This is a genomic window from Streptomyces sp. NPDC000404 (assembly GCF_040300365.1).
Classification (GTDB): domain Bacteria; phylum Actinomycetota; class Actinomycetes; order Streptomycetales; family Streptomycetaceae; genus Streptomyces; species Streptomyces ramulosus.
Window position 1 is genome coordinate 1 of record NZ_JBEPDN010000003.1, and the last position, 21008, is coordinate 21008.

17 protein-coding genes and 1 pseudogene are annotated in these 21008 nt (G+C 73.3%); 12 read left to right on the top strand and 6 right to left on the bottom strand.

All coding sequences use genetic code 11. From position 1 onward, the window contains the following. Positions 1–140: 140 nt before the first annotated feature. The 8 genes from ABT345_RS05790 (at position 141) to ABT345_RS05825 (ending at position 7124) form a co-directional block, all read left to right on the top strand. A complete protein-coding gene (locus ABT345_RS05790; protein WP_345088610.1) occupies positions 141–788 on the top strand; it encodes an HAD family hydrolase in 648 nt (215 codons plus the stop codon). A 162-nt stretch (positions 789–950) separates the two neighbouring features. Continuing rightward, positions 951–2189, top strand: coding sequence for an MFS transporter (locus tag ABT345_RS05795; protein ID WP_345088608.1), 1239 nt, complete (start codon positions 951–953; stop codon positions 2187–2189). Continuing rightward, a complete protein-coding gene (locus ABT345_RS05800) occupies positions 2158–3333 on the top strand; it encodes an acetoin utilization protein AcuC (RefSeq protein ID WP_345088606.1) in 1176 nt (391 codons plus the stop codon). The genes ABT345_RS05795 and ABT345_RS05800 overlap by 32 nt, the downstream gene beginning before the upstream one ends. A gap of 128 nt (positions 3334–3461) precedes the next feature. Further along, a complete protein-coding gene (locus ABT345_RS05805) occupies positions 3462–4286 on the top strand; it encodes a phosphatase (protein ID WP_386460807.1) in 825 nt (274 codons plus the stop codon). A 138-nt stretch (positions 4287–4424) separates the two neighbouring features. Next, positions 4425–4634 (top strand): helix-turn-helix domain-containing protein, encoded by a 210-nt coding sequence (locus tag ABT345_RS05810; RefSeq protein ID WP_157848084.1) that lies wholly within the window; start codon positions 4425–4427, stop codon positions 4632–4634. Between the two features lie 118 nt (positions 4635–4752). Next, positions 4753–4851 carry a 30S ribosomal protein bS22 gene (locus tag ABT345_RS05815; RefSeq protein ID WP_003948845.1) on the top strand — a complete coding sequence of 33 codons (99 nt, stop codon included), beginning with the start codon at positions 4753–4755 and terminating at the stop codon, positions 4849–4851. Between the two features lie 219 nt (positions 4852–5070). Beyond that, positions 5071–6114 (top strand): NAD-dependent epimerase/dehydratase family protein, encoded by a 1044-nt coding sequence (locus ABT345_RS05820; protein WP_345088601.1) that lies wholly within the window; start codon positions 5071–5073, stop codon positions 6112–6114. Positions 6115–6128: 14 nt separating this feature from the next. Next, positions 6129–7124, top strand: coding sequence for a lysophospholipid acyltransferase family protein (locus tag ABT345_RS05825; RefSeq protein ID WP_345088599.1), 996 nt, complete (start codon positions 6129–6131; stop codon positions 7122–7124). 118 nt (positions 7125–7242) lie between these two features. Here ABT345_RS05825 and ABT345_RS05830 read toward each other — a convergent pair whose 3' ends face one another. The 4 genes from ABT345_RS05830 to ABT345_RS05845 all read right to left on the bottom strand — a co-directional run bounded on the left by ABT345_RS05830 (position 7243) and on the right by ABT345_RS05845 (position 11365). Then, a complete protein-coding gene (locus ABT345_RS05830) occupies positions 7243–8418 on the bottom strand; it encodes a DUF5667 domain-containing protein (RefSeq protein WP_345088597.1) in 1176 nt (391 codons plus the stop codon). Between the two features lie 286 nt (positions 8419–8704). Beyond that, positions 8705–9493 (bottom strand): ECF subfamily RNA polymerase sigma factor, BldN family, encoded by a 789-nt coding sequence (locus ABT345_RS05835; RefSeq protein WP_345088595.1) that lies wholly within the window; start codon positions 9491–9493, stop codon positions 8705–8707. A gap of 347 nt (positions 9494–9840) precedes the next feature. Then, on the bottom strand, positions 9841–10782 hold the full coding sequence (locus ABT345_RS05840) for an HAD family hydrolase (protein ID WP_345088643.1): 942 nt from the start codon (positions 10780–10782) through the stop codon (positions 9841–9843). A gap of 295 nt (positions 10783–11077) precedes the next feature. Next, entirely contained in the window at positions 11078–11365 is a 288-nt protein-coding gene (locus tag ABT345_RS05845; protein ID WP_345088593.1) for a glutaredoxin family protein, read from the bottom strand. A gap of 334 nt (positions 11366–11699) precedes the next feature. Here ABT345_RS05845 and ABT345_RS05850 point away from each other — a divergent pair, with 334 nt between their 5' ends. The 4 genes from ABT345_RS05850 to ABT345_RS05865 are packed head-to-tail and all read left to right on the top strand — an operon-like array spanning position 11700 to position 16481. Next, a complete protein-coding gene (locus tag ABT345_RS05850) occupies positions 11700–12476 on the top strand; it encodes a redox-sensing transcriptional repressor Rex (protein ID WP_345088590.1) in 777 nt (258 codons plus the stop codon). Further along, on the top strand, positions 12473–13843 hold the full coding sequence (locus tag ABT345_RS05855) for a glutamyl-tRNA reductase (protein ID WP_345088588.1): 1371 nt from the start codon (positions 12473–12475) through the stop codon (positions 13841–13843). Before ABT345_RS05850 ends, ABT345_RS05855 begins: the two co-directional genes overlap by 4 nt. Further along, complete coding sequence (gene hemC, locus ABT345_RS05860; protein WP_345088586.1) at positions 13840–14823, top strand: hydroxymethylbilane synthase; 984 nt, start codon at positions 13840–13842, stop codon at positions 14821–14823. The genes ABT345_RS05855 and hemC overlap by 4 nt, the downstream gene beginning before the upstream one ends. Continuing rightward, entirely contained in the window at positions 14820–16481 is a 1662-nt protein-coding gene (locus ABT345_RS05865; RefSeq protein WP_345088584.1) for a bifunctional uroporphyrinogen-III C-methyltransferase/uroporphyrinogen-III synthase, read from the top strand. The genes hemC and ABT345_RS05865 overlap by 4 nt, the downstream gene beginning before the upstream one ends. 1150 nt (positions 16482–17631) lie before the next feature. On the opposite strand, the gene ABT345_RS05870 is transcribed toward ABT345_RS05865, so the two are convergent. Next, positions 17632–19542, bottom strand: coding sequence for an AMP-dependent synthetase/ligase (locus ABT345_RS05870; protein WP_345088582.1), 1911 nt, complete (start codon positions 19540–19542; stop codon positions 17632–17634). A gap of 621 nt (positions 19543–20163) precedes the next feature. Continuing rightward, positions 20164–20778, bottom strand: a pseudogene (locus ABT345_RS05875) (TetR/AcrR family transcriptional regulator); the annotation flags it as partial. Positions 20779–21008: the final 230 nt, after the last annotated feature.

Sequence of the window (21008 nt, forward strand, 5' to 3'; positions counted from 1 at the left end):
CAGCGCCGATGGTACTGCAGAGGGGACTCTGTGGGAGAGTAGGACGCCGCCGAACAATTTTTCAGCTCCGGTCTCCGGGAATCAGTGATGGTTCCTGGGGACCGGAGCTTTTTTGCGTTCTGGCCCGTTACGCTCGGGTGATGCGCTACGACCTGATCATTTTTGATAATGACGGGGTGCTGGTGGACAGCGAGCCGATCTCGAATCGGATTCTCGCCGGCCACCTCACCGAGCTGGGCCACCCCACCACGTACGAGGAATCGATACGGGATTACATGGGATCGGCCATGTCCCGTATTCATGACATCGTGTGGGAGCGGTCCGGGAAGCGGCTGCCCGAGGGGTTTGACGAGGAATTCCATGCGCGGGTCTTCGCCGCGTTCCGTACCGAACTGGAGCCGGTGCGGGGCGTCGGGTCCGTTCTGGACGGGCTGGCCGCGGCTTGTGTGCCGTACTGCGTCGGGTCGTCCGGTAGCCATGAGCGGATTCGGGTGGCGCTGCGGACCACCGGGCTTTTCGGGCGCTTCGTCGAGGAACGGATCTTCTCCGCGCAGGATGTCGGGCGGGGAAAGCCGGCGCCGGATCTCTTTTTGCACGCGGCGGAGCGGATGGGCGTGGCGCCGGAGCGATGTGCCGTCGTCGAGGACAGCCCGCTGGGAGTGGCGGCTGCGCGGGCCGCGGGGATGGATGTGTACGGATACACGGCGATGACGCCCGCCGCGCGCCTGGGCGACGCCACCGCGCTCTTCGCGGAGATGGCGGAGCTGCCCGCGCTGCTGTCGGCATAGCCCACACGGACATCGGGCGGCGCCCGCGCGGCCACGAGCCGCCTGCCGGACGCCGCCCGCGTAGCGCCGGCCCGGCGTCCGCGCGGCACCGGTCGGCGGTCGCGGAATTGCTGCGGTGATCCATCTACCCCTCGGTAGCGGCGAGTTCTAGGCTGTGCGGCCATGACGGCGCCCCGGGTTCCAGGCACGCAAGCGCGGTACGGCAGGGTCGCGTTGGCCCTCAGCTTCTTCGTCCAGGGCACGGTGTTCGCGCTGCTGGTGACGCGGATTCCGGCCATCCAGGACCGGTACGGGATCTCCGATGCCCTGCTGCCCGCCTTCCTCGCCGCGGTGCCGGTGCTGGCCGGCGTCGGCAGTGTGCTGACCGAGCGGGTGGTGCGGCGGGTCCGGCCGAGCCGGGTGTTGCGTGCGGTGCAGCCGGTGGTCTGTCTGGCGCTGCTGGCGGCCGGATCGGTCCGTTCGATGGGGCAGGCGGCGGTGGCGCTGGCCGTGTTCGGGCTGGCGGTGGGCGCGCTGGACGCCGCCATGAACATGCTCGGGGTCAGCCTCCAGCGGGCGTACGGCCGGAGCATCATGCTCGGCTTCCACGCCGCGTACAGCCTGGGCGGCATCGTCGGGGCGTCGCTGGCGTGGGCCGGGGCGCACTGGGAACTGTCGCTCGCGGTGCTCTACGGGCCGGTGGTGGCGGTGCTCGTGCCGGTGGCGGTGGTCGCCGGGCGGTGGTTCGTCGACGGGCGGACGACGGCCACCGGGCAGGGCGGTGCCGAGCCGGCGAGCGGTGCGGCCGCCGTATCGATGCGGCTGCTGTTGCCGCTGTGCCTGGTGATGGCGTGTGCGTACATCGGGGACTCGACGGTCTCCAACTGGAGCGCGAAGTATCTCCAGGACGTGCTGGGCAGCTCGGAGCAGCTGGCGACCGTGCCGTACAACGTCTACATGGTCACCACGCTGCTCGGGCGGGCCGTCGGGGATCTGGGGGTGCGGCGGTTCGGGGCGGTCGCGGTGGTGCGTGGCGGGGCGGTCGTCGCGGCCGGGGGTTTCGCGGTGGTCGCGGCGGCGCCGGGTGCGTGGGCCGGGATGGCCGGTTTCACCCTGCTGGGCCTCGGGCTCTGCGTGATCGTGCCGCAGACGTTCGCGGCGGCCGGGCGGCTGGCGTACGAGCGGGACGGTGGCGGGGCGTCGGACGGTGCCGTCGCGCGGCTGAACATCTTCAACTATGTGGGTTTTCTGGTGGGTTCGCCGCTGGTCGGGGCGCTCGGGGACGCGTGGAGCTATCGGGGCGCGATGCTCGTACCGATGCTGCTGGTGCTGGTGACGCTGGTGTACGCCCGCTCGTTCGGGCCGTCCGGTGCCCGATACGGTGACGTCCATGAGCGGCCGCGCACAGCTGATGTGGGATGAGGCAGTAACGGGTTACGACTTCGGCCGCGGGCACCCCATGGACCCCGTACGGCTGGCACTGACCATGCGGTTGGTGGAGGCGTTCGGGCTGGACCGGGCGCCCGTGGAGGTGGTCGCGGCGCGGCCGGCGGGCGAGTCGACGCTGCGGCTGGTGCACCGCGCCGACTACCTGGACGCGGTACGGGCCGCCTCCGCCGATCCGGCGGCCGCGGACGCCAGGTACGGGCTGGGCACCGAGGACGATCCGGCGTTCCGCGGGATGCACGAGGCGTCGGCGCTGATCGCCGGTCAGTCGGTGGGCGCAGCGGAGGCGGTGGCGCGCGGGGACGTGCTGCACGCGGTGAACTTCGCGGGCGGGCTGCACCATGCGATGCCGGGCGGGGCGGCGGGCTTCTGTGTCTACAACGACGCGGCGCTGGCCATCGCCCGGCTGCTGGAGCTGGGCGTGGAGCGGGTCGCGTACGTCGACACGGACGTGCACCACGGGGACGGCGTCCAGGCGGCGTTCTGGGAGGACCCGCGGGTGCTGACGGTCTCGCTGCACGAGCATCCGCGGACGCTGTTCCCGGGGACCGGCTGGCCGCAGGAGACCGGCGGGCCCGGCGCGGAGGGCAGCGCGGCCAATCTGGCGCTGCCCGCGGGGACCGGCGACGCGGGCTGGCTGCGGGCGTTCCACGCGGTGGTGCCCGAACTGCTCGGCGCGTTCCGGCCGCAGGTCCTGGTGACGCAGCACGGCGCGGACACCCATATCGAGGATCCGCTGGCGCATCTGGGGGTGAGCCTGGACGCGCAGCGGGCGGTGGCGCTCGCCTGCCACACGCTGGCCCATGAGCACGCGGACGGGCGGTGGATCGCGCTGGGCGGCGGCGGGTACGCGGTGGTGGACGTCGTGCCGCGGGCCTGGACGCATCTGACGGCCATCGCCGCCGGACGGCCGCTCGACCCGGAGACGCGGGTGCCGGAGGAGTGGCGGCAGGAGGCGTTCCGCCGCACCCGGCAGCCGGCGCCGCACCGGATGACCGATGGCGTCGTACCGCACTGGCGTGATTTCACCGAGGGCGGCTACGACCCGGCCGACCGGCTCGACCAGGCGATTCTCGCCACCCGCCGGGCGGTCTTCCCGGCGCACGGGCTGCTGCCGTGAGGTGAGTGCGGGCGGGGGACGCCCGCGGACGGGCGGGGCCCGGCGGTTCGCGTGGGACACGCCGGGGGTGCGTCCGGATGTGTGACTACCGGGCGGTTTCGGCCCGTGGGCGGGGGCGGCGGTCCAGCATGGGCGCCGTGTCGGGGACCGGTGCGCTGCGCGCCCATCTGATCGAGGCGCGGCTGGCGGGGACCCTCGCGACGCCGCGGGAGAAAAGCCTGGCGCGCTACCGCCTCTTCGCGGCGCGCGATCCCCGGGCGCTGCTGGGGCTGGAGCCGGCGGGGCGGTGGCCGGTCGCGGAGGTGTCGCGGCTGATGGCGCGGCGCTGCGGGGGGCCGGCGGACCCGGCGCGCACCCGGGGCCCGAACGTGATCGACCCGGACCGCACGCTCGCCGCCCTGGACCGCTTCGCCGACCGGATCGCCGCGGCGGCGGCGCGGCGCGCCCCGGTGCTGCTCGGCACCGGCCACCCGGATCGCCTGCTGGAGTTCTACGCCGCGCTCGCGGGCGCTCTGGCGGCGGCGGGGTGTGCCGTCGTCACCCCTGGGCGGGGTGTTCCGGTGCGGATGACGACGCGGTGCGGCGTACGCACGTACGTACTCGACTACGTACGGGGAGTCGCGCTGGTGCGCGGGACCGGCGTGGGGGGCGCATCCGGGAAGGGGCGCGTGCATACCCATTCGCCCCTCCCGGTGCGGCGGGCCCTGGCGGCCGCGGCGGAGTGCGGCGGGCCGTTGCCGGAACTTGTCGTCGGTGATCACGGTTGGATCTGCGGTGCAGGTCAGCTGGGGTTTGAGGCGATCGGGCTGGCGGATGCGGACGATCCGGGGCCGTTCGTCGGGGAGGCCGAGGGCCGGGTGTGCGCCGTGGTGCCCCTGGATGACGCGGTGGCCGAGGTGCACTACCGGCCGCTGTGGCGTTATGTCCTTAATCGAGCTGAACTGCCCTGGTAGCGGGCGCTTTTGCGGTCCCGGTGGCTCCTCTTCCCCACTCGCATCACCCGCCCCTAGATTGGGGAGTGAGCGCATAGCGACGAAGAGTGACCGGAGGGGAAGCCGGTACCCGTCATATGCGGAAGGTGCAGGTGTGGCATGGCTGCGGACCAGAAGCCTCTGAACGAGGTTGTCTTTCTGACGGTGGCGGAGGTCGCCACCGTGATGCGAGTGTCGAAGATGACCGTGTACCGCCTGGTGCACAGCGGTCATCTGCCCGCGATCCGGGTGGGCCGGTCGTTCCGCGTCCCGGAGCAGGCGGTTCACGACTACCTTCGGGAGTCCTACGTAGGCGTCGAATCGGCCTGACGGAGGCTTCCGCGCCCTCGATTACGTCGTACGCCCGGCGCCGGGTAGGCTGGCCCGATGTAGGTAGTGTGGGCTCGGACGCCCCGCACCGAGTGATTCGAAGTGAGCGAGGGTAGTCGTGGGCTCTGTTATCAAGAAGCGGCGCAAGCGGATGGCCAAGAAGAAGCACCGCAAGCTGCTCAAGCGCACCCGCGTGCAGCGTCGCAACAAGAAGTAAGCGACGCGGATCGCGTTTTCGTGGCCCCCCACCGCCTTGTGCGGTGGGGGGCCACGGTGCGTTCGGGGGCCTGCCCGGCCCGTCGCCGAGGGCGCGTCAGGGGCCGGTGGGGCGGAAACGTGACCGCGGGCAGTGTGAGGTCGTCGTGGTGCGAGGGCGACCCGATAGCGTGGAGCGCACAGCTCGGCCCAGGCGGCCGAGGGCGGAAGGAGGGCCGTCTTGGGCAGGGTCGTGCTCGTCACGGGAGCCGCCCGGCAGCTCGCCGGCCGGTTGGTCCGGCGCATCCTGCGCGATCCGTCCGTGGAGCGGGTGATCGGCGTCGACGCGGTGGTCCCCGCGCGCCTGCCGGCCGGCGCGGAGTTCCTCCAGGCCGACATCCGGCAGCCGGCCATCGCCCGCGTCCTGGCCGAGACCGGCGTCGACACCGTCGTCCACATGGACGTCAACAGCACCCCGCCGGGCCGCCGCGGTGGCCGCGCCGGGGTCAAGGAGACCAACGTCATCGGCACCATGCAGCTGCTCGGCGCGTGCCAGAAGGCGCCCCGGGTGCAGCGGCTGGTCGTCAAGTCCAGTACCGGCGTCTACGGTTCGGCCCCCCGCGACCCGGCGGTCTTCGGGGAGGACACCCCGCCGAAGTCGCTGCCGTCCGGCGGGTTCGCCAAGGACGTCGTCGAGGTCGAGGGGTACGTCCGGGGCTTCGCCCGGCGGCGCCCGGACGTCGCGGTGTGCGTGCTGCGCTTCGCCAACGTCCTGGGGCCGTGCGCCGACTCCCCGCTCGCCGAGTACTTCTCGCTGCCGGTGCTGCCGACGGTCCTCGGGTACGACCCGCGGCTGCAGTTCGTGCACGAGGAGGACGCGCTGGCGGCGCTGCTGATCGCGGCGTCCGCACCGCGTCCCGGGACGCTCAACAGCGGCACGTTCAACATCGCGGGCGACGGCGTGCTGCTGCTGTCGCAGACCGCCCGCCGGCTCGGGCGGCCGACCCTGCCGCTGCTGCTGCCCACCGTCACCTGGGCGGGCGCCGCGCTCCGCGCCGTCGGCGTCACGGACTTCTCGCCGGAGCAGATCCGGCTGCTCACCCACGGCCGGGTGGTCCGCACCACGCAGATGCGCGAGACGCTGGGGTTCGAGCCGCGGTACACGACGGCGGAGACGTTCGCGGAGTTCGCCCGCAGCCGTGGCCCGGGGCTGCTGCCACCCGAGGCCCTCGCCCGTACCGTCGACCGGCTCGCCGACGCGCTGTCCGCGCGTCCGGCCCAGTGAGGAGTGCACGCGAGATGGCGGACGCCAAGGTCATTCCGTTCGGCGAGGAGCCGCGGGCGCGCCGCACGGCCCGGCGGCCGGTGAACGGCACCACGGTCCCGCTCACGCCCGTACCGGAGGCCCGCACGGGCGACCGGCCGGACCCGGCGCCCCCGGTGGCGCGCGGCGGCCGCTCGCTGGACGAGCGGATCGCCGGGGGCCTGCGCTTCCTGCGGCGGCGCCTGACCGGCGAGTACGAGGTCGACGACTTCGGCTACGACGAGGAGCTGACCGACCAGGTCCTGATGTCGCTGCTGCGCCCGCTGGCCGAGAAGTACTTCCGGGTCGACGTCCGGGGCGTGGAGAACATCCCGGCGGACGGCGGCGCGCTGGTCGTCGCGAACCACTCCGGGACGCTGCCGCTGGACGGCCTGATGCTCCAGGCGGCGGTGCACGACCACCACCCGGCCGACCGGCATCTGCGGCTCCTCGCGGCCGATCTGGTCTTCGTGCTGCCGGTGGTCAGCGCGCTGGCGCGGAAGGCCGGGCACACCCTGGCGTGCGCGGAGGACGCCCAGCGGCTGCTGGAGCGCGGCGAGATCGTCGGGGTGATGCCGGAGGGGTTCAAGGGCATCGGCAAGCCGTTCGCGGACCGCTACAAGCTCCAGCGCTTCGGGCGGGGCGGTTTCGTCTCGACGGCGCTGCGGGCCGGGGTGCCGATCGTGCCGTGCTCGATCGTGGGCGCCGAGGAGATCTACCCGATGATCGGCAACGCCCGGACGCTGGCGCGGGTGCTGGGGCTGCCGTACTTCCCGGTGACGCCGACGTTCCCGTGGCTCGGGCCGGTGGGCGCGCTGCCGCTGCCGACGAAGTGGACGATCCAGTTCGGCGAGCCGATCGCGACGGACGGCTATCCGCCGGAGGCGGCCGACGACCCGATGCTGATGTTCAACCTCACCGACCAGGTCCGGGAAACGATTCAGCACACGCTGTACAAGCTGCTGGTGCAGCGCCGGTCGGTCTTCTTCTGAACGCGGCGCGGCCCGCTCCCCGGACTTAGGGCCCGTCGTCGAACTCCCGTCGTCCCAGGCATCGCGAGGCAGACGGGAGTTTGACGGCAGGCCTTAGGGGGAGCGGGCCGGGTGCCCGTCAGCCGTGGGTGTTCTCGCCGTCGATGCCCAGACCGGGCAGCAGGCCCGGGATGAGCGGCGGCACGGTGATGTCGGGGTGGTCGGTGAGGCCCTTGCCGCCGTGCGACGGTGTCGGGGTGTCGCGGTCGGGGCCGCCGAGCAGTCCGCCGGTGTCGCCGCCGAGCAGCCCCTGCTCCTCGGAGGGGCTGGACGAGGGCCGGGCCGGACGGCCGTCCTCGCCGGGCGTGCCGGACGGGGCGCGCCGCGCGGTCGGCGACGGGTGCGGCTGCCCGGAGGCGCGGTCCGGTGAGGACGGTGAGGCGCCCTGCCGTCCCGCCTTCTCCGGGGTGGGCAGCAGCCCGCGCAACGGCTTGACCTGCTTGTCCATCGCGTCGAAGACCGAGCTGACCTCGTCTCGCGCATCGGTGAGCTGCGCCGGGAGCCGGTCGCGCAGCTGCGTCCAGGTGGCGCGGTGGGACGTGGTGAAGGAGTCCAGCGCCTCGATGGGGCCGAGGGAGCCGTCCCGCTCGTACGCGGCGTACAGCAGGCGGTGGCCCTCGCCGGCGTCGTGGGTGATCCCGGCGAGCGTGCGGCGGACCTCGGCGAGCGATTCGTGGTCGAGGTCGGCGACGCGACCGCGCTCCATCAGGCGGCGGGCCTCCAGCATCCGGGTGGCGGCCTGGTCGAGGTAGAGCCGGCCGCGGTCGGCGTCGTCGTCGCTCAGGCCGAGCTTGAGGTCCTCCATGCCCCGCTTGAGGCCGTAGAGGGAGTCGCCGGGGAGCGCGTCGGAGCTGGCGGCGGCGACGCCGCTGAGCGCCCCGGCGGCGACGCCGACGGTCAGCCCGCCGGCCGCCAGCCGCTTCGTCAGCCGGGAGCGTGGGCGCAGCTTCCCGAGCTGTTCGGCGGCGCGGTGGGTGCGCTGTTCGGGCACCCGGGCGCCGTCGGAGGGGCTGCCTTCGGTGAAGGCGGCCTCCATCGCGGCCATCAGCTGGGCGCGCTGGACGGTTTTGACCTCGGTGGCCATCTCCGGCTTCGGGAGTTCCCCGAGGCCGTCCGCCACCGCCAACAGTCGTGCTTCACCCGGCGTCTGGGCCGCGGTGTCGTCCTGGTCCTCGGCCGCGCCCCGGGAGGTCTGGTCCTCCAGGGCCTGGGCGAAGGCGTTGGCCCGCCGGTGCACCGAGATATTCGCGATCACGGGCGGCACCTCCTCTCGTCATCCCGCTCGACTCCCCTGACTGGCTTGGACCATCCAGACGGGCCGGACGGTTGCACGCCGCCCTCCGCGGCCACTCGTAGGAGTGAGAGGCAGCGGACAGGGCGTGACCGCATGGAGCCTGCACCCCGGACAACGAGTGGCGCGGCACACGGGTTACGCACACACGATGATCTGACCGAGGGGGCACGACCGCTCACCGTACGTCACCGGATGCGGGCGTACGGGTGACCGGAAGACGAACGAGGGGGCGGGGGCGGGCGGTCGGTCAGCGGGCGTCTTCGGGCAGCAGCCGGGCGAGGGTGCGCACCGCGCGGTACTGGAGGGTCTTGATCGCGCCTTCGTTCTTGCCCATCACGCGGGCGGTCTCGGCGACCGAGAGACCTTGCAGGAAGCGCAGGGTCACGCACTCCTGCTGCTGGGGGTTGAGCTTGCGGACCGCCTCCAGCAGGGCGGCGTTGGAGAGCGATTCGAGGACGGAGTCCTCGGGGCTGCGCTCGACCTCGTTGGCGTCGAGCATCTCGCCGGTGGTGACCTCCAGGCGGAACCGGGAGGACTTGAAGTGGTCGGCGACGAGATTGCGGGCGATCGTGACCAGCCAGGCGCCGAAGTCGCGGCCCTGCCAGGTGAAGGTGCCGATGCGGCGCAGGGCCCGCAGGAACGTCTCGCTGGTGAGGTCCTCGGCGGTGGCCCGGCCGCCGACGCGGTAGTAGATGTAGCGGTAGACGGTGTCGGCGTACTGGTCGTAGAGCCGGCCGAAGGCTTCGGCCTCTCCGGACTGGGCGCGTTCGACGAGGTCCATCATGCGACGGCTGTCGCTGTCGACGGGGCGTCGGGCGGTGGTCGTGCCGGCGCCGGAGCGGCGGGATCTGCCGGCGGTCGCGGGCTTGCCGACCGCCGCGCTCCCGTCGGCCAGGGCGTAGCAGGGGCCGGCGGGGACGGCTGTGGCGAATGCGGGGACGGCGTACGCGGTGGGGACAAAACTGCGCAGGTGGTCGACGAGTGTCGTACGCAGCGTAGCCAGGCCCGAGGCGTCAACCCCGACGTGTGGGTACACGGGACTCCCAGAGGCAGAGCTTCCATCACGTGCAGTGCGGGACCGTTCACTCGTCGTAGGGACGTGTGGGTTCCGGAATGCGTCTGAGGAGAATAACGCTTCGTATAGGCAGCGCTACACCCAGTTGTTCAAATCATCGATTACTTACGATCCGTGCCTGGTTGGTGGCGGAAGTAGTATCGATTATTGAGCAGCTTTTGATCGAAAGGTGACGCAATCTGCCAGGTTGGAGGGCGTGTTGTGGTGGAGCGCCAGCAACCGGACCGCTGGTGGGGCGGGGCGGGGCTCCGGAGTGAACGGACGCGCCCGCCTGCCGGTGATCAATCCTGGTCAGGAGCGGCGGCCGGTCAGCGGCGGCGGCGCTGGAGAGCGGCGGCGGCCGCCGCGCCGCCCGCGAGCGCGCCGACCCCGGCGGCGGCCGGGATGCCGATGCGGACGGCCTTGCGGCCCGTGCGGTAGTCGCGCAGCCGCCAGCCGTGCTCCCGGGCGTGCTTGCGCAGTCGTCCGTCGGGGTTGATGGCGTAGGGGTGGCCGACGAGCGAGAGCATCGGGATGTCGTTGGCGGAGTCGCTGTACGCGGCGCAGCGGGCGAGCTGGAGGCCCTCGGCGGCGGCGAGCGCGCGGACGGCCTCGGCCTTGGCGGGGCCGTGCAGCGGTTCGCCGACGAGCTTGCCGGTGTAGACGCCGCCGACGGACTCCGCGACGGTGCCGAGCGCGCCGGTCAGGCCGAGCCGCCGGGCGATGATCGTGGCCGTCTCGACCGGCGCGGCGGTGACCAGCCAGACCTTCTGCCCGGCGTCGAGGTGGGCCTGGGCGAGGGCGCGGGTGCCGGGCCAGACGCGTTCGGCCATGTACTCGTCGTAGATCTCCTCGCCGATGGACATCAGCTCGGAGACGCGGTGGCCCTGGACGATGGAGAGGGCGCTGTTGCGGACGTCGGCCATGTGCTCGGGGTTCTCCGAGCCGGCCAGCCGGAAGTAGATCTGCTGCCAGGCGAAGCGGGCCAGTTCGCGCTTGTGGAAGAACTGGCGCTTGTAGAGGCCGCGGCCGAAGTGGAAGAGGGCGGCGCCCTGCATGACGGTGTTGTCGAGGTCGAAGAAGGCCGCGGCGCGGTCGTCGCCGACGACCGGGAACTCCGGCTCCTCGGCCGCGCCCTCGGCCTGCTCCGCCTCCGCCTCCTCGGCCTCCTGGGAGGTCTTGCGGGCGGCCTCGGCGGCGGCCTCGCCGGCCAGCACGCTGCGGGCGGTGGCGGGGCGGCGGCGCCGGCCGAGCCAGGCGGGCGCCCGCATCCCGGCGAACGCGGCACCGAGGCGGCGGGCGGGGGCTTCGGGGGCGTCGGCGGATGTGCCGGACGCGGCCGTGCCGGGCCGGTCCTCGGGCGAGGGGGTGCCGGGCTGAGGCGCTTCGGGCGACGGCGTGCGGGGCGTCCCGAAGGGGCTCCTACCGGGGCGGTGGTCGGGCGACGGGCGGGCCATACGGACAGCGTAGCCAGTCGGTTCCGTTGTTCCGGTGACGGCCCGGTGTCGCGCGACGGGTGGGACGGCGAAGAGTGGGTTGCGGGCGGGGGCGGGGCGCCGGCCGCGGTCAGGCGCCCAGTGCCGCCCGGAGGCGCTTGGGGTCGACGCGCCAGAAGTCGTGCTGGGCGCCGTCGACGAGGATGACCGGAATCTGCTCCCAGTATTTGCGGTGCAGCTCGGCGTCCTCGGTGATGTCCTTCTTCTCCCAGGAGGCGCCGGTCTCGGCGCAGATCCGCTCGATCACGGCCTGGGCGTCGTCGCAGAGGTGGCAGCCGGGCTTGCCGACGAGGGTGACGGTGCGCTCTGCGGGGCTCTTGCGGGGGGCGCGGCTGAACATGCCGAACGAGGGGGCCATGGGGCCATTGTGCCCAGAGCGCGGCGGCGCGCGGCGGCCCGGAGGTCGACTACCATCGGTGGGCGATTTGTAGGTTTCCGGGGGCATAGCGGTAGAGGAGTGAGGACCCGTGCTCCCGTCGGCTACCCCGTGTGACCTGCGGGTAGCGTGCGAACGGCGTGGTGGGGAAGTTGGTTCCACGGACCGCGTCAAAAGCCGCGTGACACCGATCACTTTGGCCAGACAAAGCGGACATCATCTTTGTGCACGCGTTCACAAAGACATAGCCTGCACAGGACAGGGCGGTCGGGTGACGTATGGCCGCCCGCAGCCCCGCTCTACCCGCAGGAGCACCGTGGCAACTGGCCGAACTCACCGACCGGCGACCCGAAGCCGAGGGATTCCCGAGGCCACCGTCGCCCGGCTTCCGCTGTATCTGCGTGCACTGACCGCGCTCTCCGAGCGCTCGGTCCCCACGGTCTCCTCCGAGGAACTGGCCGCCGCGGCGGGGGTCAATTCCGCCAAGCTGCGCAAGGACTTCTCGTACCTCGGCTCCTACGGGACGCGCGGTGTCGGTTACGACGTGGAGTATCTCGTCTACCAGATCTCGCGCGAACTCGGCCTCACCCAGGATTGGCCGGTTGTCATCGTCGGCATCGGTAATCTCGGCGCCGCGCTCGCCAACTACGGCGGCTTCGCCTCGCGTGGTTTCCGGGTGGCCGCGCTGATCGACGCCGATCCCGCCATGGCCGGAAAGCCCGTCGCCGGTATCGCGGTGCAGCACACCGACGAGCTGGAGCACATCATCGAGGACAACGGCGTCTCGATCGGCGTGATCGCGACGCCCGCGGGCGCCGCCCAGCAGGTCTGCGACCGCCTCGTCGCCGCCGGTGTCACCTCGATCCTCAACTTCGCGCCGACCGTGCTGACCGTGCCGGACGGGGTGGACGTCCGTAAGGTCGACCTCTCCATAGAGCTGCAGATCCTCGCCTTCCACGAGCAGCGCAAGGCCGGCGACGAGGGCGCGGTGGCCCCGGCCGCCGCGGCCCGCGCCGCCGCGGACACCCCCGCGGCACCGGCCGACGACCGCAAGGGACCGGACGGGGACGTCCCCGCCGTGATGCCGGCATGAGCCTTCTTGTCGTAGGACTGAGTCACCGCACCGCCCCGGTCAGCGCGCTGGAGCGGGCCGCCATCGCGCCCGAGGCGCGCGGGAAGCTGCTCCAGGAGGCCGTCGCGGCCGAGCCGGTGAGCGAGGCCGCCGTGCTCTCCACCTGCAACCGCATCGAGCTGTACGCGGACGTGGACAAGTTCCACGCCGGCGTCGCCGAGCTGTCCTCGCTGCTGGCCCGCCACGGCGCCGCCGAGCTGGACGAGCTGACGCCCTACCTCTACGTCCACTACGAGGACCGCGCCGTCCACCACCTCTTCTCGGTGGCCTGCGGCCTGGACTCGATGGTCGTCGGCGAGGGGCAGATCCTCGGCCAGATCAAGGACGCGCTCGCCGTCGCGCAGGAGCAGCACACCGCGGGCCGCCTGCAGAACGACCTCTTCCAGCAGGCGCTGCGCGTCGGCAAGCGCGCCCACAGCGAGACCGGGATCGACAAGGCCGGGCAGTCGCTCGTCACCTTCGGTCTGGAGCAGCTGGCGGGCGGCGCGGACGTCGCCGGGTGGGCGCGCGGCAAGCGGGCGCTGGTGATCGGCGCGGGTTCCATGTCGTCGCTGGCCGCGACCACGCTGGCGCGCGCCGGGATCGGTGAGCTGGCCGTCGCCAACCGCACCGTGGAGCGCGCCGAGCGGCTCGCGCAGATCCTCACCGAGCCGGGCGGCCCCGGCGCCGCTACCGGCCTGCAGGCCCGCGCCGTCGCGATGTCCGCGGTGGCCGCGGAGCTGGCCGCCGCCGACGTGGTCGTCTCCTGTACCGGGGCGACCGGTCTGGTGCTCGGCGCCGAGGCGGTCGCCGCCGCCCGCGCCGGACGCACCGCGGACCTGGCGCTGCTCGACCTGGCGATGCCGCGGGACATCGACGCCGCCGTCCACCGCGTCGAGGGCGCGCACCTCGTCGACATCGAGTCGCTGGCCGACGCCTCCGCGGACGCGCCGATGGCGGCCGATGTGGACAAGGTGCGCTCGCTGGTCGCGGACGAGGTCGCCGCCTTCGGCGCGGCCCAGCGGGCGGCGCACATCACGCCGACCGTGGTCGCGCTGCGCACCATGGCCGCCGGTGTCGTGGCGGGCGAGATGGCCCGGCTCGACGGCCGCCTGCCCGATCTGGACGACAAGGAGCGCGCGGAGATCACCCAGACCGTGCGCCGGGTCGTCGACAAACTCCTGCACGCGCCCACCGTGCGGGTCAAGCAGCTCGCCAGCGAGCCCGGCGGCGCCGGGTACGCGGACGCGCTGCGGGAACTCTTCGATCTCGACCCCGAGACGGTCGCCGCCGTCAGCAGGGCCGATACGCGCGCCGACAGGCACGATGCAGCACGGGAGCGGGCATGACTGACAGCACAACGAGGGGCACGCCCCTTCGGCTGGGCACACGGCGGAGCAAGCTCGCCGTGGCCCAGTCCGGACAGGTCGCCGACGCGGTCCGCGAGCTGACGGGCCGCCCCGTCGAGCTGGTGGAGATCACCACGTACGGCGACACCTCCCGCGAGCAGCTCGCGCGGATCGGCGGCACCGGCGTCTTCGTCTCCGCGCTGCGCGACGCGCTGCTCGCCGGGGACATCGACTTCGCGGTCCACTCGCTCAAGGACCTGCCGACGACGCAGCCCGATGACCTGACGCTGGCGGCGGTGCCGCGGCGGGCGGATCCGCGGGATGCGCTCATAGCCAGGGACGGGCTCACCTTCGAGGAGCTGCCGGACGGCGCCCGGGTGGGGACGGGCTCGCCGCGGCGGATGGCGCAGCTCAACGCCTGGGCGCGGCAGCTGGGCCGCCGCATCGAGGCGGTCCCGATACGCGGCAACGTCGACACCCGCATCGCCTTCGTCGAGAAGGGCGAGCTGGACGGCGTCGTACTGGCGGCCGCCGGGCTCACCCGCCTCGGCCGTATCGACGAGGCGACGCAGCTGCTGTCGCCCGACATGGTTCTGCCCGCCCCCGGCCAGGGGGCACTGGCGGTCGAGTGTGCTGCGGTCAACGCAGACCTCGCCGCCCTGCTCGCCGGACTCGACGACCCCGTGACCCGGGCCGCCGTGACCGCCGAGCGTTCCCTGCTCGCCGCCCTGGAGGCCGGCTGCTCCGCACCCGTGGGTGCGCTGGCCGATCTGCAGGCCGGCGAACAGGCTGTCACCGAAATGCGCCTGCGCGGCGTCGTCGGCACGACCGACGGCAGCGCGCTGGTGCAGCTGTCCACCACCGGGCACGTACCCGCCTCTCCCGACGACGCCACGACGCCGCTGCGCATGGGCCGTGAACTCGCCGCCGAGATGCTCGCAAAGGGTGCGGCCGGTCTTATGGGGGAGCGAGCACTTTGAACCCCACCGCCCCGAATCACTCCGCCTCCGGTCAGGTCACCTTCCTCGGTGCCGGGCCGGGAGACCCGGGTCTGCTGACGCTGCGTGCCGTGGAGGCACTGGCCCAGGCGGACGTGCTGATCGCCGACCCGCAGGTGCTGGATGTCGTGCGCGTGCACGCCCGCGCACAGGTGGACACACCGCTGCAGGCGTCAGCTGACGAGGCGTCAAAGCCCGTCATGCCCGCAGAAGTTTCTTCGCTGCGTGACACCGCCAATCTTGTCATGGCGGCCGCGCGCACCGGCAAGCGGGTCGTGCGTGCCGTGGCCGGCGACCCCGGTCTGGACGGCAACGTCGCCGAGGAGATGCTGGCCTGCGCGGCCGAGGGCATCGTCTTCGAGGTCGTGCCGGGCATCGCCGCCGCCGTGGGCGTCCCCGCCTACGCCGGTGTGCCGCTGCGCGACGCCGAGGGCACCGACGTCCGGTTCGTCGACGCGCGCACCGCGACCGACCGCTGCTGGGCCGAGCTGGGCGGCTCCGACGCGACCGCCGTCGTCTCCACCAGCCTCGACTCGGTGGCCGCGGCCGCCGGTGAGCTGGTCTCGGCGGGCCGCAAGCCCGACACCCCGATGACGGTCACCGTCGCCGGTACGACCACCCGCCAGCGCACCTGGAACGCCACCCTCGGGTCGGTCGCGCAGGTGCTGAAGGCCGCCAAGGTGCTGCCGTCGCCGGACGGCGGGCAGCCGGTCATAGCCGTGGTCGGTGAGCGGGGCGCCGTGGCGCAGCGCGACCAGCTGTCGTGGTTCGAGTCCAAGCCGCTGTTCGGCTGGAAGGTCCTCGTACCGCGGACGAAGGAGCAGGCCGCGTCGCTCTCCGACCAGCTCGTCTCGTACGGCGCGGTGCCGCACGAGGTCCCGACGATCGCCGTCGAGCCGCCGCGCACCCCGCAGCAGATGGAGCGGGCGGTCAAGGGCCTGGTCACCGGCCGGTACGAGTGGATCGCCTTCACCTCGGTCAACGCCGTCAAGGCGGTCCGGGAGAAGTTCGAGGAGTACGGGCTCGACGCCCGGGCGTTCGCCGGGATCAAGGTCGCGGCGGTCGGCGAGCAGACCGCCAAGGCGCTGATCGCCTTCGGCGTGAAGCCCGATCTGGTGCCGTCCGGCGAGCAGTCGGCGGCCGGGCTGCTGGAGGACTGGCCGCCCTACGACGCGGTCTTCGACCCGATCGACCGGGTCTTCCTGCCGCGCGCCGACATCGCCACCGAGACGCTGGTGGCGGGCCTGATCGAGCTGGGCTGGGAGGTCGACGACGTCACCGCGTACCGCACGGTGCGGGCGTCGCCGCCGCCGGCCGAGACCCGCGAGGCGATCAAGGGCGGCGGTTTCGACGCGGTGCTCTTCACCTCGTCCTCGACCGTCCGCAACCTCGTCGGCATCGCCGGCAAGCCGCACAACGTCACGGTCATCGCCTGCATCGGCCCGGCGACCGCGAAGACCGCGGAGGAACACGGCCTGCGCGTCGACGTCCTCTCGCCCGAGCCGTCGGTCCACAAGCTGGCCGAGGCCCTGGCGGACTTCGGCGCGGCGCGTCGCGATGCGGCCGTTGAGGCGGGGGACCCGGTGACCCGGCCGAGCGAGCGGCGGCCGGGGTCTCGGCGGCGGAGGGCTACGCCGTAGCCCGGTCTCGTACCGTTGTGAAGAGAACGGCCCTCGCCGCTTGGCGGGGGCCGTTCTTCTTGTGGGTATCCGTCGTCGCGACGCTCAGGCGGTGAGCTGCCGGTCCTTGACGGCGGCGACGAACGGGGCCCAGGCGGTAGCCGGAGCTGCTGGCCGTGCCGGGGGCGGTCCGCAGCGTGCGGCGGGAGTTGCGGCGCCATCTGGGGGACGGGTGCGGGGACGCGCAGCTGTGCGCCGGTGAGCTGCTGAGCAATGTGATCCTGCACGTCGGGGCGGGGGCGCCGGTGACGGTGCAGGTCACAGGCGGGAGCGATGGGCGGATGTGGCTGGCGGTCACCGATCCGGAGCCGTACGCGCTGCCCGTACGGCGGACCGCGTGCCGGGACGAGGAGCGCGGGCGGGGCCGGCGCTGCTGGAGACGGTGGCGGTGCGCTGGGGTGTGCGGCGGGGCGACGGGATCAAGACGGTGTGGTGCGAGCTGCCGCGGGAGTGAGGGGGCGGGCCGTGGGGGCGGGCTTGTGGGGGATGTCCCGTAGGGGGTGGGTGGGCCCCCGGATTTGCCCCTACCCGGTGAGGGGAGCGGGGTACGGCGGGAGGGCCCCGGGTTTTCCCTGGGGTTTCCCCTGAGGTTCGCCCTGGGGATTTCCCTGATCTTCGGACCCCGGGATCGGGCCCGAGCCGGCTCCGGCTCCGGCTCCGGCGTGGGCGTCAACCCGGGCCCCGGCATCCGCACCGGCCCAACGAAGACCCCGTGCCACCTCCCCCACAGAGGTGACACGGGGGTTCCAGTCTGACGCGCCGCGCGGAATGGCTCCATAGGGGGTAGCGGGTTTCTTACGGAGGAGTCAGGTCGCGTGGGTCACTCCGGGTGGCTCGTGCGGGTCGCCCGAGCGGAGCGTGCGGGGCGCGCCCGGGCCGCACGGGCCGTGCCGGTTCCCTTGCGGGACGGCCCGGGGCACCCGGTACGGGGCACGTCGGGGCCCTTACGGGACGCCCCCGGGCACCCGGTACGGGGCCGCGCCACATCGCCCCCACCGGTCGGCCGAGCCCTCCCCCCACAGGCCGCGCCGCGCACCCCAAGGGGCCACCCCACACCCGTAAGGATCACCGGGGCACCGGGGTCGCCCCACACCCGTAAGGGTCACCAGGGTCACCCCGCCCCCGGCTCCGGCTCATACAACTCCTCGATCCAGGACGCGAATTGCTGGGTCACCGCTGCCCGCCGGAGCTTGCGGGACGGGGTCAGATGGCCGGCGCGTTCCGTGAACTCCAGCGGGAGGACCGCGAAGCGGCGGATCGACTCCGGGCGGGAGACCAGGCGGTTGGCGTCGTCGACGGCGCGTTGGAGGGCGGAGCGCAGGTCCGGGTCGTCGACGAGGGCGTCGAGCGGGACGTCCGGCTTCCGCGCGGTGCGGCGCCAGTGGGTCAGGGCTTCGGGGTCGAGGGTGAGCAGTGCGGTGACGTAGGGGCGGTTGTCGCCGGTGACCAGGGCGTGGGCGATCAGCGGGTGCGCCCGGAGGCGGTCCTCCAGGGGCGCGGGGGCGACCCGCTTGCCGCCGGTGGTCACGATCATGTCGTTCTTGCGGCCGGTGAGGGTGAGGTAGCCGTCCGGGTCGAGGGCGCCGAGGTCGCCGGTGGGGAACCAGCCGTCGGTGGTGGCGGGGACGGCCGTGCCCCGGGCGGCGTCCCAGTAACCGGCGAAGATCTGGCCACCGCGCAGCAGCACCTCGCCGTCGTCCGCGATCCGTACGGCGCCGCCGGGCAGCGGCCGGCCGACGGTGCCGGGGCGCGGCCGCAGCGGCGGGGTGGCGGTCGCGGCGCCGCAGGTCTCGGCCAGGCCGTAGCCCTCCAGGATCTCGATGCCGGCGCCGGCGCAGAAGCCCGCGAGGCCGCGGTCCAGCGGGGAGCCGCCGCAGATCACATGCCGGACGCGGCCGCCCAGGGCGTCGCGCAGGGGGCGGTAGGCCAGCGGGTCGTAGAGGCGGCGGGCCGCTTTCAGGCCGGCGCCCGGCCCTCTCCCGGCGCCCCGGTCGCGGGCGGCGACGGCCTCCCCGTAGGCGCGGGCGACGCGGACCGCGCGGTCGAAGGCGGCGGCCCGGCCCGCGGTCTCGGCGGCGGCCCGTCCGGCGTGGCAGATCTTCTCCAGGACGTACGGGATGGCGTAGAGGAAGGTCGGGCGGAGGCGTGCCAGGTCGGCGCGGAGGTCGTCGGTCCGCAGGCTGGGCGCGTGGCCGAGGCGCACCCGGGCGCGCAGGCAGACGAGCGCGGCCATCCGGCCGAAGACATGGGAGAGGGGGAGGAAGAGGAGGGTGGACGCCGGGCCGTCGCCGTCCGGGCGGAGGACGGGGCCCAGCAGCGCCACCGCGTTGTCGATCTCGGCGTGGACGTTGCCGTGGGTCAGCGCGCAGCCCTTGGGGCGACCGGTGGTGCCGGAGGTGTAGACGAGGGTGGCGAGATCGGACGGGCCGGCGGCGGCGCGCCGCTCGTCGACCACCGTGTCGGGCAACTCCCGTCCGGCGGCAACGAGTTGGGCGACGGCTCCGGTGTCGAACTGCCACAGGTGGACGAGGCCGGGCAGTCCGCCGCGGACGCCGGTGATCAGCCGGGTCTCCGCGACGCTCTCCACGACGCAGGCGGCGGCCCCGGAGTCGTACAGGATCCACGCCGCCTGGTGGGCGGAGGCGGTGGGGTGCACGGGGACGGTGATCAGGCCGGCGGCCCAGGCGGCGCAGTCGATGAGGGTCCACTCGTAGGTGGTGCGGGCCATGAGGGCCAGCCGGTCTCCGCGGCGCAGTCCGTGGGCGATCAGGCCCTTGGCGACGGCCCGGACCTCGTCCGCGAACGCCGCGCAGGTCACGTCGGACCAGCCGCCGTCGGCCTGCCGCCGGGCCAGCGCGACCGCCGCGGGCGCCTCGGCGGCGTTGACGAACGGCAGGTCACCCAGGGAGCCGCGGGCGGGCGGCGCCACCAGCGGCGGCAGCGCGGCCTCGCGGACGGTGCCGTCGTGGACCGTCGTCACGGGGTCGACGGGCGGGGGCGGTGCGGAATCCTGGCTGAACACGAGCGGCTCCTCGTCGGTGGTGGAGTCGCCGCCGGGCACGGACGAACCCGACGGGCGGCGGCCACCACCGCACGCGCGGGGACGCGCGCGGGACGTGGCCGGGTGCGCTGCGTGGGGAGGGGTGGGGGATGAGGTGCAGGGGTGTGGGGGTGTGCCGGGGAGCGGGGCGGGTTCGCTTACTCGGATTGCTCAACTCCCTCTTGCTTCAAGCTTTTGCTTCAAGCTCTCGCTTCAAGGGAGTTCGTGGGTGCGCCGCCGGGGCGCGGCAGCGTTCCACCGACCGCTCGTCCCGACCGGCCGGTAACCTTACTTCTCGGTAAATTTACGCGAGGTCGACGCGCCGGCCAATGCCTGGCGACCGCCTTCCTGCACGGATTCCGGGAGCAGGGCGATTCTTCAACCTCGCCCGCACGCAGGGGAGTCGGACCGCCGGCGACCCCGCCGCCGTACGCCTCCCACGGGCGCCCCTCAGCCGGAAGCGCCCGACCGCTCCGCGACCTCGGCCCCGGCCCCCGACTCGGCCCCGGATTCGATGCCGGACCCGGGCTCAACACCGACCCCGGACCCGACCCCGGCCCCGGGCTCGACGCCGGGCTCCGCCCCGCCCCCGCCCCCAGCTCCCCACCGTTCCCCCGCCATCAGCCGGTTCAGCCCCGTCCAGGCGAAGTTCATCAGCGTGGCGGCCGTCCGCTCCGCCGCCTCCCGCGGGTCCGCCGGGGCCGCGGCGTCCGAACCGTCGGGCCCCGTCGGAACGTTGGCCCATTCGGCCAGCGATTCCGCCGCGCCGACCAGGGCGTGGGCGAGGCCCGCCACCTCGCGCGCGGGCAGTTCGGCGGCGCAGTGCGACTCGCGGGCGGCGGCGCCGATCAGTTCGGTCACGAAGTCGACCAGCCCGGCGCGCATCGCGGCCACCTCGCGCGCGAACGGCTCACCCTGCGTCCGTGCCTGCTGGTGCAGCACCGCCCAGCTGTCGGGGTGCGCCGCGGTGTGCGCGAAGAAGCCGGTCAGGCCGCTCCACAGCTGCCGGTCGGCGGGGGCGTGCGGCTCCACCGCCGCCGTCACCGCGGCGACCAGCGCCGCCGCCTCCCGCCGGATGACGGCGCTGAACAGCTCTTCCTTGGAGTGCAGATAGAGATAGACGAGCGGCTTGGAGACGCCGGCCAGCTCCGCGATGCCGTCCATCGAGGCGGCGCGGTAGCCGTGCCGGGCGAAGGTGATCACCGCCGCGTCCAACATCTGCTGCTCGCGGACCGCACGCGGCACCCGCTTCCCCTTCACCGCACCCACGTCGAACGCCCTTCCGTCCCACCCCTCGACCGCACCGAAGTTTACGATCTTCGGCTCGCACACCCATTCCCTTGACGCCATTTCCACTTGACGCCATCTCCGCCTAACGAGACGATACGTCTCGTTGCAAAGCGAGACGCTACGTCTCGCTTGGTGTCGCCGTGCCATGCCCGCGGACG